Source organism: Streptomyces sp. NPDC050759 (assembly GCF_044456945.1).
In the GTDB taxonomy this organism is placed as follows: Bacteria; Actinomycetota; Actinomycetes; order Streptomycetales; family Streptomycetaceae; genus Streptomyces.
In genome coordinates this window covers 576,414-589,444 of the sequence record NZ_JBITGI010000003.1, presented here as the reverse complement: position 1 = coordinate 589,444, position 13,031 = coordinate 576,414, and the positions used below count along the sequence as shown (strand labels likewise).

9 protein-coding genes are annotated in these 13,031 nt (G+C 71.8%); 2 read left to right on the top strand and 7 right to left on the bottom strand.

Annotation, left to right across the window (positions count from 1 at the left end; translation table 11 throughout):
* The first annotated feature begins 92 nt into the window (after positions 1–92).
* Complete coding sequence (locus ACIBJB_RS12670; RefSeq protein ID WP_398929526.1) at positions 93–1,142, top strand: LacI family DNA-binding transcriptional regulator; 1,050 nt, start codon at positions 93–95, stop codon at positions 1,140–1,142.
* 831 nt (positions 1,143–1,973) lie between these two features.
* On the opposite strand, the gene ACIBJB_RS12665 is transcribed toward ACIBJB_RS12670, so the two are convergent.
* The 4 genes from ACIBJB_RS12665 to ACIBJB_RS12650 are packed head-to-tail and all read right to left on the bottom strand — an operon-like array spanning position 1,974 to position 6,682.
* The gene (locus tag ACIBJB_RS12665; protein WP_398929524.1) at positions 1,974–3,350 is read right to left on the bottom strand and encodes an acyl-CoA reductase; all 1,377 of its coding nucleotides are present in this window, start codon (positions 3,348–3,350) and stop codon (positions 1,974–1,976) included.
* Entirely contained in the window at positions 3,350–4,690 is a 1,341-nt protein-coding gene (locus ACIBJB_RS12660) for a hypothetical protein (RefSeq protein WP_398929522.1), read from the bottom strand. The genes ACIBJB_RS12665 and ACIBJB_RS12660 overlap by 1 nt, the downstream gene beginning before the upstream one ends.
* Positions 4,691–4,700: 10 nt before the next feature.
* Positions 4,701–5,426: an ABC transporter ATP-binding protein gene (locus ACIBJB_RS12655; protein ID WP_398929520.1), complete on the bottom strand. Its 726-nt coding sequence runs from the start codon at positions 5,424–5,426 to the stop codon at positions 4,701–4,703.
* Between the two features lie 11 nt (positions 5,427–5,437).
* Positions 5,438–6,682 (bottom strand): ABC transporter substrate-binding protein, encoded by a 1,245-nt coding sequence (locus ACIBJB_RS12650; RefSeq protein WP_398929518.1) that lies wholly within the window; start codon positions 6,680–6,682, stop codon positions 5,438–5,440.
* A 128-nt stretch (positions 6,683–6,810) separates the two neighbouring features.
* Between ACIBJB_RS12650 and ACIBJB_RS12645 the strand changes: the two genes are divergently transcribed.
* Positions 6,811–9,507 (top strand): ATP-binding cassette domain-containing protein, encoded by a 2,697-nt coding sequence (locus ACIBJB_RS12645; RefSeq protein ID WP_398929515.1) that lies wholly within the window; start codon positions 6,811–6,813, stop codon positions 9,505–9,507.
* 69 nt (positions 9,508–9,576) lie between these two features.
* Here ACIBJB_RS12645 and ACIBJB_RS12640 read toward each other — a convergent pair whose 3' ends face one another.
* From ACIBJB_RS12640 to ACIBJB_RS12630, 3 genes are read right to left on the bottom strand one after another with little or no spacing between them, the layout of a single operon-like run.
* Positions 9,577–10,371 (bottom strand): SDR family NAD(P)-dependent oxidoreductase, encoded by a 795-nt coding sequence (locus ACIBJB_RS12640; RefSeq protein ID WP_398929513.1) that lies wholly within the window; start codon positions 10,369–10,371, stop codon positions 9,577–9,579.
* A gap of 15 nt (positions 10,372–10,386) precedes the next feature.
* Positions 10,387–11,595, bottom strand: coding sequence for an acetyl-CoA acetyltransferase (locus ACIBJB_RS12635; RefSeq protein WP_398929511.1), 1,209 nt, complete (start codon positions 11,593–11,595; stop codon positions 10,387–10,389).
* Positions 11,595–13,031: an OB-fold domain-containing protein gene (locus tag ACIBJB_RS12630; RefSeq protein WP_398929509.1), complete on the bottom strand. Its 1,437-nt coding sequence runs from the start codon at positions 13,029–13,031 to the stop codon at positions 11,595–11,597. Before ACIBJB_RS12630 ends, ACIBJB_RS12635 begins: the two co-directional genes overlap by 1 nt.

Genomic DNA, 13,031 nt, shown 5'->3' with positions numbered 1-13,031 from the left:
CCGCCTTTTCGCCGAGGAGTCTTACGTCGGGAGCATGGATTGCGATAGTTTTCGCAAACCTCGATCGCCCGGCAACGTAGGAGATTCATCCGATGACGTCAACGGTTCGGACAGGATCCGGTGAGGCAAGACGGCGCACCCTGGCCGAAATCGCCGATCAGGCAGGCGTCTCGGTGTCCACGGTCTCCAAGGTTCTCCACGACAGATCCGATGTATCGGCAGAAACGCGGGCCAAGGTGCAGCGTCTGCTGGGGCAGCACGGCTATCTGGCGAAACACCGCCTGGCGGCCACCGCGGCCCCGCCCGGCGGGCTGATCGACTTCGTCATCAACGAACTGGACAGCCCCTGGGCGGTCGAGTTGATCCGGGGCGCGGAGGACGTTCTGCACGACGCGGGCATGGGGCTGGTCGTCTCCTCCACCCACGGCCGGACGAAACGCGCCCGTCAGTGGCTGGACTCGCTGGCCACCCGCTCCACGCGCGGGGCGATTCTCGTGGTGCCCGAACTGACGCCCGAGCAGCACGAGGAGCTGAGCCGGCTCGGCATCCCGTTCGCGCTGGTGATGCCGATCGACGAGCCCGCTCCGGGCACGCCGTGGGTGGGTGCGACCAACTGGCCCGGCGGACTGGCCGCGACCCGCCACCTCATCGAGCTGGGCCACCGGCGCATCGCGATCATCAGCGGTCCGGAGCGCCGGCTCACCTCCCGGGCCCGGGTCGACGGCTACCGCTCCGCGCTGGCCGAGGCCGGTCTCCCCTTCGACGCCGAGCTGGTGCGCTACGGCGACTTCACCCACAACCTCGCGCACCAACACGCCCTGGAGCTCCTGGCGTTGCCGGACCGTCCGACGGCGATCTTCGCCGGCAGCGACCACCAGGCGCTGGGCACCTACCGGGCGGCCGCCGAACTGGGCCTGCGCATCCCGGCCGACGTCAGTGTGGTCGGCTTCGACGATCTGCCGTTCGCGGACTGGGTGACCCCACGCCTGACGACGGTCCGCACTCCCCTGGCCGACATGACGGCACTCGCGGCCCGGATGGTGTTGCGGCTGCTGTCCGGGGAGCAGCCGGAGACGACGCGGGTGGAGGTGGCGACGGAACTGGTGGTGCGGGAGAGCAGCGGACGCCGTCCGGCGCAGTGAGCCGGTTGTGCGGGCGCGGGTCCACTCGGCGAGGTGGTGCTCGGTCCGGTCCCGGTGATGGGGGTCGACCCGCGGCTGGTGCACGACCTCTGACCTTGGCGGGGCGGGCCGGCGACGGGCGAGGCGGGCCGGCGACGGGCGGGGCAGGCCGGCAGCTGGCGAGGCGCCGGGTCATGAGCGCCGCCCCGGCGACGGGCAGGTTCGACCTGCCGCTGACGCTCGACCTCTGACCGCGGGCCCAGGCCCGCCCGGCGACGGGCGGGGCAGGCCGGCAGCTGGCGAGGCGCCGGGTCATGAGCGCCGCCCCGGCGACGGGCAGGTTCGACCTGCCGCTGACGCTCGACCTCTGACCGCGGACCGAGGCTCGCTCGGCGACGGGCGAGGCGGGCCGGCAGCTGGCAAGGCGCCGGGTCATGAGCGCCGCCCCGGCGACGGGGAGGTTCGACCTGCGGCTGGCGCTCGACCTCTGACCGCGGGCCCAGGCTCGGGTCGGCAGCTGGCGAGGCGCCGGGTCATGAGCGCCGCCCCGGCGACGGGGAGGTTCGACCTGCGGCTGGCGCTCGACCTCTGACCGAGGGCCGCCCTGCGACGGGCGAGGCGGGCAGACAGCCCTCACCGCGTCGGATCGCCGGTGTGGGCGCTGGAGGCACCCTCCCCACCGGATCGACCGCCTACTGGTACCCGTCCCGCGGTCGTCCAGAACTCTTCGCCCCGCGCAAGGTCAGACCGGCGCCGGTGGTCGCGTTCTTCCGGCTGTCCGGTCTCGTCCGGCCGGCCGGTCTCGCGGTCCGGGTGTACCGCAGGGCGCCGGGTTCTCCGCGGCGGAAGCCGTCACTCGTCGTTCACCCACCGCATGAGCCGTTGCAGGGGATAGAAGCCGTCGTGGGAGAGGCCCGGCGGCATGCCGCCCGCCTTGCCGAGGGAAACCACGCGTTGTACGCCCGCGCAGGCGAGGGCGTCGCGCAGTTCCGCCTTGCGGGCGTCGGGGTACACGCCGACCGTCTGCGTGGCGACGCCGGCGTGGGTGACCGCGTCGGCCAGGGCGGCGACCGGGACGACGTCGACGATCTTTCCGTCGGGGTGGAAGTCCACGGGTTCCGGTGAGCGGATGACCAGGCCCCGGCCGTCGTAGCCGCCCCACACCCGGTACTCGGGATCCATCGAGCGCAGGACGTCGATCTCCTCGCGGAGTTCCCCGGCGACCCGTGGACCGCCGGCCGAGCTGAACTCCCGTGCCACTCCCAGCCGTTCGCACAGCAGGGCGGCGTAGCGGTCGGCGTCGTCCCAGGTTCCCTCGACGAACTGGAAGCGACTGGCCACGCAGGCCTGCTGGTTGAAGAACGTGGCGTCGGCCGCGCCCGCGTCGGCCGCCCGGGCCAGGGACTCCTCGGACGCGAACGCCTCGCGGCCGATCATCGAGATGGAGGTCTTGGGGTCGAAGGAGACGAGCTCGAACCCCGGGCCGACGTACTTCACCGCGCTGCGGATGGTGGCCTCGCCGCCCCAGGCGACCAGCTTGTCGAAGAACTGCGGTCGGAACAGCGCACTCTCCACCGTCTCGTCACCGCCGCGCCAGTACACCGCGGAGAACGAGCGCACCACCGGGTGACCGGGGGCGACCGCGGCCATGGTCCGCAGGATCGCGGTCGCGGTGAACAGGTCGTTCGAAGGCAGTTTCAGCAGGTTGACGCCCTTGGTGAGCGCGCCGCGCACGACGGACATCGCCGCGACTCCGGGTGCGTTGCCGGCGATGATGTGCACCAGGCGGGGCGGGAACGCGCGGGTGGCCGCGATGCGGTCGTCGGGCAGGCGTACCTCGCGCCAGCCGTCGAGCACGTCCGCACCGCCGAGTTCGTGGTCGATCTGGGCGTACAGGCCGGGGCGTTGGAAGCTGCGCCACAGCACGGCGTAGGCGCGCTCCAGCACCTCCGCGGGCAGCGGACTGACCGGGACCATCCGTTCCAGGGCCTCGGCGAGCAGGCCGTCGCGGTCCGCCTTGAGGGCCTCGCCGGTCTCCACGAGCAGGTCGACGATCTCGGCCACGGGCACGTGGAAGGCGGGGCCCGGTTCGGTGCGGGGCCACACGAGGCGGTCCAGGTCGAGCGCCGGTGCGGTGAACCGGCCGAGATCGACCGGGGCGCTCTGATCGACCTCGCCCCGGATCACGTGGACGACGGCCGTGGTGTCGTCGAGTGTGGTGCCGCTCATCAGTGGATCATCCCCCGCACATAGGAGTCGAGTGTCGCGGCGCACGTGATCTTGTCGTCGCCGCCGAGGTCGCCGTAGCGCCGGATGTCCGGCAGGACCGCCGGTCCCGGGCGGCCGCAGGCGCACGGCGAGAAGTCCACGAAGACCCGGTCGCCGCTGATCAGCCCGCCCCAGCGGCCCTCCAGGGAGACGTCAAGGAAGGCGAACCGTCCCTCCACGACACCGTGTTCGGGGTTGAGGAGCCTCTCGCCGGGCTCGTCGAGCACCAGGGGGATCACCCAGGGCGGCACGTGGTAGTTGCCCTGCTCGCAGGCGAGGCAGGAGCCCTGGAGTTCGGTCATGCCGTAGCTGCGGACGCGGCGGACACCGTCGTAGAAGGCGGTGAGCTGCTGCTGGTAGTCGTCGGGCAGGGCGCGGCCCTTGTTGCCGCCGCCGCTGAGGACCAGCGTGTCCGGGTGCAGGCTGCCGTCGGGGACGCCGCGGGCACGCAGGGCCTGGATGAGGGTGAACTGCTGGTTGTTCATGCCGGCGATCAGCAGCGGCTCGTCGCGGTGTGCGGCGATGTCGTCGACGATCGCGGTCATGGCCGTGCCCAGTTCCCCCTCGCGGGACTCGGACACGGACTCGAAGGCGCTGATCTCCTGCGGGGTGGCGGCGCCCTCCGCGATCCGGCGGCGCAGCAGCGCGCTGCTCAGCAGCTCGGACACCCGCATCGGGTCCTCGGTGAGCAGCCGGGTCTCGCCGGGTTGGGCGAAGACGTCGGCGTGCCGGCGGAAGCCGTCGATGGAGCGCATCGGGCCGCTCGCGGGTGCGAGCAGATAGCCGCGGCGGGTGGGTTTCGGCGGCAGGGGGTCGGGCCAGCAGGTGAGGTTCTCGAGGATGTCGTGCAGGAAACTCAGGTCACTGGCATCGCAGTTGAGGAAGGAGACCTTCCCTGAGGTGCCGCTGGTGATGTACGGGCGGTGGCCGGCGGCGGTGATGCGGTCGGTCCACTCGTCGATGTCGCGGACGCCGTCCATGTCGACGTCGCCGGGCTCGACCGCCGAGACGGTCGTGTACCAGCGCAGGAGCCGGTCCCAGCGGCCCGCGCTGATGAGGGAGACGGGGTACGACTTGTAGCTGGTGTGCGAGAAGAGCAGGGGCACGAGGTCGTCGAGGCCGGTGACCTCGTCGACTCCGGTCTCCGCCGCCCGGGTGCGCAGCAGCGGAACCCGCTCGCGGTGGGCGGTGAAGGTCTCCCGGGCGGCCTCCAGCTGCAACTCCCTCAGTTCGCCGGCTGGTTGGTCGAAGGTGTCGCCGGAAAGGACGAGGGATCGGATCTGCTCGCGTGCGCCTGGCACAGCGTTCACCTCAATCGGTTGCGTACGTGGTCTTTTCCGCTGCCGTCTGCGCGAGGTACGACGACTCGATCGCGTCGAGGTTGCCGCGCAGTTCCTTCGGGGTGCCGGTCATGGTGACGCGGCCGCGGTGCAGGACGTAGACGCGGTCGGCGATGTCCAGCACCTTGCGGACGTGCTGTTCGACCAGCAGCGCGCCGAGGCCGCGGTCGGCCGCCTCCCGCACCGCGCGCAGGAGACGGTCGACCACCAACGGGGCGAGACCGAGGGAGAGTTCGTCCGCCAGGAGCAGCTTGGGCGCGCGGCACAGGGCGCGGGCCAGCGACAGCATCTGCTGCTCGCCGCCGGACAGCATGCCCGCGCCGGTGGTGAGGCGCTTCTCGAGCTCGGGGAAGAGTTCCAGCGCCTGCTGGGACCTCACCCGGCCGACCCGCAGGTTGTCCGCGGTGTCGAGCCGGGTGAAGACCGCCCGCTCACCGACGTACGCCAGACCCTGGCGTGCACGGCGGTGCAGCGGTGTCCGGCCGGGCTCGCCCAGCCACCGCACCTCGCCCCCCATGGGGGCGAGGCTGCCGGAGAGCGCCCGGAGGGTCGTGGTCTTGCCCGCGCCGTTGGGGCCGAGCAGGGCGACGACCTCGCCGGGCCGGACCTCGAGGTCGAGGTCGCGGACGACGGGCTGGCTGCCGTATCCGGCGGACAGGGAGCGAGCTTCGATCAGGGGTGCGTCGGTGTCGGGCACGGGCCTGCTCCTCAGCTGGACGGCAGGGCCGTCAGGACCTTGCGGACGTCGACGAAGGTCGAACCGGGCTTGGCCCACTCGATCTTCCCGTCGCGGATGGTCAGTTCGGTGGCGGTGGTGTTGTGGATGCGGTTCAGCCCCTTGATCGGCAGGGCCGTGGACGCCTTCCAGCTCAGCGGCGGGGTCAGTCCGCCCGTGTCGATGCCCGGGGCGGTGTCGAGCTCCTGCACCAGGGCCTTGGCCGTGATCGCCGGGAGCTTCTTGGCGGCCTCGGTGAAGACCTTGAAGGCCACCCAGGTCGTCTCGTTGGCGCCGTTGGTGGTGTCGATGTCCTTGTCGCCCTTGGTGGCCGCGAGGAAGTCCTTCCAGGCGGCGTCGGAGGTCGGCGGGAAGTAGCCGGTGATCGCGGCGCCCTCCAGCGGGCCGCCGGCTCCGCCCGTGCTCTCGGCGAGCTGCGGGGTCAGGTTGCCGACGACGCTGCCGAGCTTCGTCTTGGCGCCCGACTGCACGTACGACTTCACGAACAGGCCCGAGGCGGTGCCCATGATGACGCTCACGCAGTCGCTGCCCTTGGTGGCGGCGGCGACCTGCGGGGCGAGGTCGGTGGCGGTGAGCGGCACCTTGATGTCCTTGGGTGCCGGCGCTCCGGCGGAGACCGCGCCGACGGTGAGGAACTGCGAGACGACGGCGGCGGCGGCCACGTCGTAGCGCACGCCGGAGATCTTCTTGCAGCCGCTTTGCACCAGTTGCCGACCGTGGGCCGCGAAGATCACCGGGGTGCCGCCGTTGACCGGGAACGACAGCGGGTTGGAGAACTCGGCCGCCGAGACGCCGGTGCCGCCGAGGTACGGGATGCCGGCCTTCTGCAGGATGGGCATGTAGCGATCGCCGGCGAGGCTGTAGGAACCCACGACCGCGACCACCTTTTCGGAGACCGCCTGCTGGGCGCACTTCTCGGCCTCGTCGGGGTTGTTCTTCTCGTTGCAGGTGAGCACCTTCAGCGGGGCTCCCTTGATGCCGCCGTTGGCGTTGATCCACTTCTCGTAGGCCTGGGCGGTGAGCCGGACCCCGGGCTGGGCGCTGCCCTGAGTGTCCTCCGGCGTCCAGACCATCACCTTGACGGGTGTGCCCTTCAGGGTGGAGGTCTCCTCCTTCGAACTGCCGGACGCCTCTCCCCCGCAGCCGGCGGCGAGCAGGACTCCGGTGACCGCGAGGCAGCTCGCTGCGGCGGTTCTGCGTCGGCGTGAGTGGTTCATGGTTCCTCCGCTGGGCTCGTCGTCGAGATGGCGAACAGCATGGGGTCTGTTTTGTGGTTAGTGAAGTACTCTCGGCACAATTATTTAAATGAATACACTGTCTCGCCCCTGCCTCGGGAGGTTCCTCGATGGACGACGTCCTGCGTTTCGCGCTGCTAGGCCTCGGGCTCGGCGCCCTCTACGCACTCACCGCGCACGGCATCGTGCTGGTCTACCGGGGCTCCGGCGTCCTGAACTTCGCGCACGGCGCGATCGGTATGGCCGGGGCCTATGTCCAGTGGGAGCTCGCCGCCCAGCACGGCGTGCCGTACTGGCCCGCCACCGCGTGCGGCGTGCTCACCTCCGCCGTGCTGGGCGTGCTCACCCACCTTCTGGTGCTCCGCCCGCTGCGCAGAGCGTCCTCACTGGCCCGCCTGGTCGGCACGCTGGCGGTCTTCATCGTGATCACCGCGATCGCCGTCAAGCGCTACGGCGACGGCCTGGAGCTGGTGCCGGGCAAGCTGCCCACCAAGCTGCTCACGATCGCCGGGGCGACGGTCTCCGAGGACCGCATGTGGCTGATCGCCATCGCGGTAGCCGTGACCGTGCTCCTCCACCTGCTCTACAAGCGCACCCTGTTCGGCCTGGGCACCAGCGCGGTCGCGGAGAACGAGGGCGCGGCCGCCTCGCTCGGCTGGTCCCCGGACCTGATCGCCACCGGCAACTGGGCCCTGGGCTCGGCCCTCGCGGGCCTGACGGCCATCCTGATCGTGCCGGTCATCGGCCTGTCGGTGACCGGACTGACCACCCTCCTGCTGAGCGCCCTTGCCGCGGCCCTGGTCGGCAGGTTCTCCTCGTTCCCCGTCACGCTGGCCGGTGGCCTGGTCATCGGCGTCGTGCAGTCCGAACTGACCCGCTTCGGCTCCGACGTCACCGGGCTCGCCGCCTCGGTCCCCTTCCTCTTCATCGCCCTGGTGCTGGTCGCACGCGGCCGGGCGCTGCCGCTGCGCGGCACCTTCCTGGACCGGCTTCCCGGACTGGGCACCGGAAAGGTCCGCCCGCTGCCGTTGGCGATCGCCGTCGTGGTCGGACTGACGCTGGTGAGCCTGGCGACACCGCTGTGGGCCGACGCGATCACCACCACCCTGGTGCTGTCACTGATCATCCTGTCGATCGTCGTGGTCACCGGGTACGCGGGACAGGTCTCTCTCGCGGCCTACGCCCTGGCCGGGACCGGTGCCTTCCTCGCCGGACACGCGGCAGCCGACTGGGGCTGGCCCTTCGAACTCGCCCTGCTGGCAGGGGTATTGGGCACCGTGCCGATCGGCTTGCTCTTCGCGCTCCCCGCGGTCCGCACCCGCGGCGTCAACCTCGCGATCATCACGCTCGGCCTCGGCACCACGCTGGAGGCGATGGTCTTCCAGAACACCGACCTGTCGACGACCCCCGGCAGCGACGGCATCGCGGTGGGCAAGCAGACCCTCTTCGGCATCAGCATCTCCGGCGTCGACCATCCGCAGCGGTACGCCGCCGTGGTGCTCGTGCTGTTCGTCGCCGCCACCCTCGTGGTCGCCAACGTGCGGCGCAGCCGGACCGGCCGCCGGCTGATCGCCGTACGGGCGAACGAGCGGGCCGCTGCCGCCCTCGGCATCGACGTACGCGCCGCCAAGCTCTACGCCTTCGGCCTGTCCGCGGCCATCGCCGCACTCGCCGGAGTGCTCACCGGCTTCCGCTCGACCTCGGTCGTCCTGTCCGACTTCGCGAGCTTCAACTCCATCACCGCGCTCGGCCTCGCGGTCATCGGCGGTGTCGGTTTCCTCGTCGGCCCGCTGTTCGGCGCGACCTTCGCCGCGGGCACGGTGGGCGCCCGGTTCGGGGACCTCGTGCTGCCCGGGCTCAGTGAGTGGATGCCGCTGATCGGCGGAATCATCCTGGTGCTGACGCTGGTGGGCAACCAGGACGGCATCGGGAAGGGGCTCGGCAAACGGCCTGCGGGGAACCGACGCACGGTGCCCCCGCAGCGGTCGGCGCCCGTCCCGACGGCCGAACTGTCGGCCGCCGCGAGCGTGAAACGTGCCGCCCCGCTCCCCCTCCAGGTACGGGACCTCACCGTCCGCTACGGCGGTGTCGTCGCCGTCGACGGACTCTCGCTGGACGTCGGGCCGGGCCAGGTCGTGGGGCTCATCGGACCGAACGGCGCCGGAAAGACCTCCGCCATCGACGCGGTCACCGGCTTCACCCGGGCCGCGTCGGGCAGTGTGCGCCTCGGCGACCGGGACGCGACCCGGCTCCCGGTCCACCGGCGGGCCGCCGCCGGCCTGAGCCGGTCCTTCCAGTCGCTGGAGCTGTTCGAGGACATGACCGTCCTGGACAACCTGTACGCGGCCTGCGACCGGCCCGGCCGGTGGGCGTACCTCACCGACCTGGTCCGTCCCGGCAGCCGCCCGCTGCCCGCCCATGTGCTCGTCGCGGTACGGGAGTTCGGTCTCCAGGAGAGTCTGGACCGGCCGGTGGGCGACCTGTCGTACGGCGAGCGCCGGCTGCTGGCCATCGCCCGCGCGGTGGCGGCCTCGCCGTCCGTGCTGCTCCTCGACGAACCGGCGGCGGGCCTGTCGGACGACGAGACCCGGGAGTTGGCCCACCTGGTACGGCGGCTCGCCGAGGACTGGGGCATGGGGGTGCTGCTCGTCGAGCACGACGTCGACATGGTGATGAGCGTCTGCGACCAGGTCGTCGTCCTGGACTTCGGGCGCCGGATCTGCGCCGGTACGCCGGAGGAGGTCCGGAGCGATCCGGCGGTACGGGCCGCCTACCTGGGCGATCTGGAGCCGGAGACGCTGGCCTGAGGGTCCGGACGACGGCGAAAACCGGAGGCGCTGGGATCAGCGCCTCCGGTGGCAGTGACAGGGGCCGTGTCAGGCGTCGCGCAGATCCGCGACATACGGCTGATGGGACAGCAGCCCGCCGTCCACCCGCAGGGTGTGCCCGGTGACGAAGGCCGACTCGTCGGAGGCGAGGAAGACGACCGCCGACGCGACGTCCTCCGGGCGCCCCAGGCGCGGCGTGAGGTGATGGCGCAGCATCGCCTCACGGATCGCCCCGTGCGCCGAACCTGAGCTGGCCGGCGTGACGATGAACCCCGGCGCGATGGCGTTGCAGCGCACCCCCTGCTTGCCGTACTGGGTGGCGACGTACTGCGTGAGGTTGATGAGCGCGGCCTTGGACGCGCCGTACGCCGGGTTGCGCAGGTCGCCCGAAAGCCCTGCTCCGGACGAGGTGTTGATGATGGAACCGCCGCCGCGCGCGATCATGTGCGGGACGGCGGCCTGGATGGCGACCATGGTCCCGCGCAGGTTGATGCGCATCGTGTCGTCCCAGACCGCCGGGTCGGCGTCCACGACGGCGAGGTCCTGACGGGCGGCCAGGTGGGTGGCCGCCGCGTTGTTGTGCAGGACGTCGAGACCGCCGTACGTCTCGACCGCCGTGGCCACCATGGCCCGTACGCTCTCCACGTCACCGAGGTCGACGGCGACCGCCGTCGCGGAGCCCCCGGCGGCGCGGATCTCCTCCGTCACCGCCTTGGCGCCGTCGAGGTTCAGGTCGGCGACCACCGTGTGGGCGCCTTCGGCCGCCAGGCGGCGGGCGGTGGCCGCACCGATGCCGGACGCGGCCCCGGTGACGACGGCAATCTTGTCCTGGAGTCGCGTCATTGCGAACCGCCTTTTCTACTCGGTGAGTTGACTTCCGACGACCGACACGAACGAGACGCACTCGCCGGGTCCGCCGCCGAGGTTGTGGGTCAGGGCGAGCGAGCGTCCTTCGGCCACGGACTTCAGGGCCCGCTCGGCCGGTGCCTCGCCCCGCAGTTGGAGCCACGCCTCGAACATCATGCGCAGCCCGGAGGCGCCGATGGGGTGGCCGAACGCCTTCAGGCCGCCGTCCGGGTTGACCGGCAGGGAGCCGTCCAGGTCGAACGCCCCGCTGGCGACGTCCTTCCAGCCCTGACCGCGCTCGGAGAAGCCCAGGTCCTCCATCAGCACCAGCTCGGTGGGCGTGAAGCAGTCGTGGACCTCGGCGAGCGCGAGCTCGGTGCGCGGGTCGGTGATGCCGGCCTGCCGGTACGCCTCCTGCGCGGAGGCGACGACCTCGGGGAAGGTGGTGAAGTCGTACTCCGGGTCGAGGAGCCCGTCGGCCGGCCCCGCGGCGAAGGACAGCGCCTTAACGAAGATCGGCTTGTCGGTGTACCGGTAGGCGTCCTCGGCGCGTACGACGATCGCCGCCGCCGAGCCGTCCGAGACACCCGAGCAGTCGAACACACCCAGCATGCCCGCCACGATCGGGGCCGCCTTGATGCGCTCCAGCGGCACCTCCTTGCGGAACTGCGCGCGCGGGTTGCGGGCCCCGTTGTAGTGGTTCTTCCACGCGATCCGGGTCATGACGTCCTTCATCTCCTCCTCCCCCAGGCCGTACTTGTCGGCGTAGGCGGGGGCGAGGAGGGAGAAGTTGGCCGGGGCGGTGATCTCCCCGCGGCTGTCGTCGCCGGCGCCGGGGATGGCCGTACCGGACAGCCCGGACATCCCGGAGTCCTTGAGCTTCTCCACGCCGACGGCCATCGCCACGTCGTACGCCCCGGAGGCGACGGCGTAGCAGGCGTTGCGCAGGGCCTCGGAGCCGGTGGCGCACATGTTCTCGACGCGGGTGACCGGCTTGTTGGGCAGGTGGAGCGCCCGGCTCAGGGTCAGTCCGGACACTCCGGAGGCCTGGGTGCCGAACCAGTAGGCGTCGATGTCGTCGAGGGTGATGCCGGCCGAGGTGACCGCCTCGCCGACGGCGTCGATCAGCAGGTCGTCCGCCGAGCGGGTCCAGTGCTCGCCGAAGGGCGTGCAGCCCATGCCGACGATCGCGACCCGGTCCCTGATTCCGTGCGAGCCCATCAGCGTGTCTCCTCAGCCTCGCCCGTCCGTACCGGCCGGGCCTTCCAGAAGTAGTTGTGGACACCGGACGCCGTGACCGTGCGCCGGAACGTCATCTCCACCCGGGCCCCGATGACGGCGTCGGCCTCGGTGGCGTCGGTGAGCTGGCAGCGGAACCGGCCGCCGCCGTCGTAGTCGACGACCACGACGAGCATCGGCGGGCTCGGCGTTGCCGCCAGGCGGTCGACGGTGAACGTGGCGACCGTGCCCTGCACATGTGCCATCGGCTCGTCGGTCATGGCGTCGACACTGTGGCAGGAGGTGCACACCCGGTCCGGCGGCAGATGCCGGGTCGCGCACTTCTCGCACCGGGAGGCCACGAAGCCGTACTTCCAGGCGGTGCGGCGGTGCGCGGGCGGGGCGTACGGCGGCTCGGGGTCCGGCCTGCGGGGCGGTTCACGGTCGAGGAGACCGCGCCAGGACAGGTACGTGGCGTACGGCATCGGGGCGCTGCCCTGGGCGATCTGCGCGGCGACCGGACGGGCCGCGCGGTGTGCGGGGAGCGCGTCGGTGGTACGCAGCAGCAGGACTCCGACGCCGTCGCCGAGCACCAGCAGGGCGATGAGCTCGCCGGGTCGGGCCCGATCCAGGACGTCGGCGAGGAGCAGGCCCGGCTGGGCGGTGCCGGCGTTGCCGATCACTCCGGCCAGGTCCGCGGTCACCGCCTCGGGACGGACCCCGGCCGTGCGCCGGACCGCCGCGCACGCGCGCGCGTGCAGCCCCGCGACCACGAAATGGTCGATCGAGCCGATGTCCACCGCTGCGTGGTCGAGGGCCGCGGTGAGCGCCTTGTCCGCGAGGGACACGTAGATCTCCTCGGCGAAGCGCTCCTCCCAGACCCGGGAGACGGGCGCCCCCGGCAGCCGCCAGCGGTCGAGGATCTCGTCGCTGACCGTGTCGTGGGCGAGCAGCTCCGCGATGACCGGCGCCCCGTTGCGGTGTCCGCCGAAGACGAACGCCGCCGCGCCGTCGCCCCCCGCGACCTCGTCACTGCCGCCGGGCAGACCGGTGCGCAGGTCGGACAGGACCGTCAGGGTCGGCACCGGGGAGCGTGCGGCGGTGACCAGGGCGCCGAGGCCCGAGCGCACGGAGCCGGCCATGTCGGCGGCGAGCACGTGCCGGTCGAGGCCGAGCGCGGCGTGCACGGCGGTGGCGTTGGTCTTGTCGAGATAGGCGGGTGCGGCGGTGGCGAGGAAGAGCTGGCTGACGCGGGCGCGCAGCCCGTCGCGGTCCAGGGCGCCGCGGGCCGCCTCGACGGCCATGGACGTGGTGTCCTCGTCGTAGCCCGCGACCGCGCGGGTTCCCTTGCCTCCCTTGCCGCCCAGGGCGGCTGCGACATCCGTCCTCGCGAGGCGGTGGTACGGCACGTAGGCGCCGTATGCGATCAGTCCGGGCAT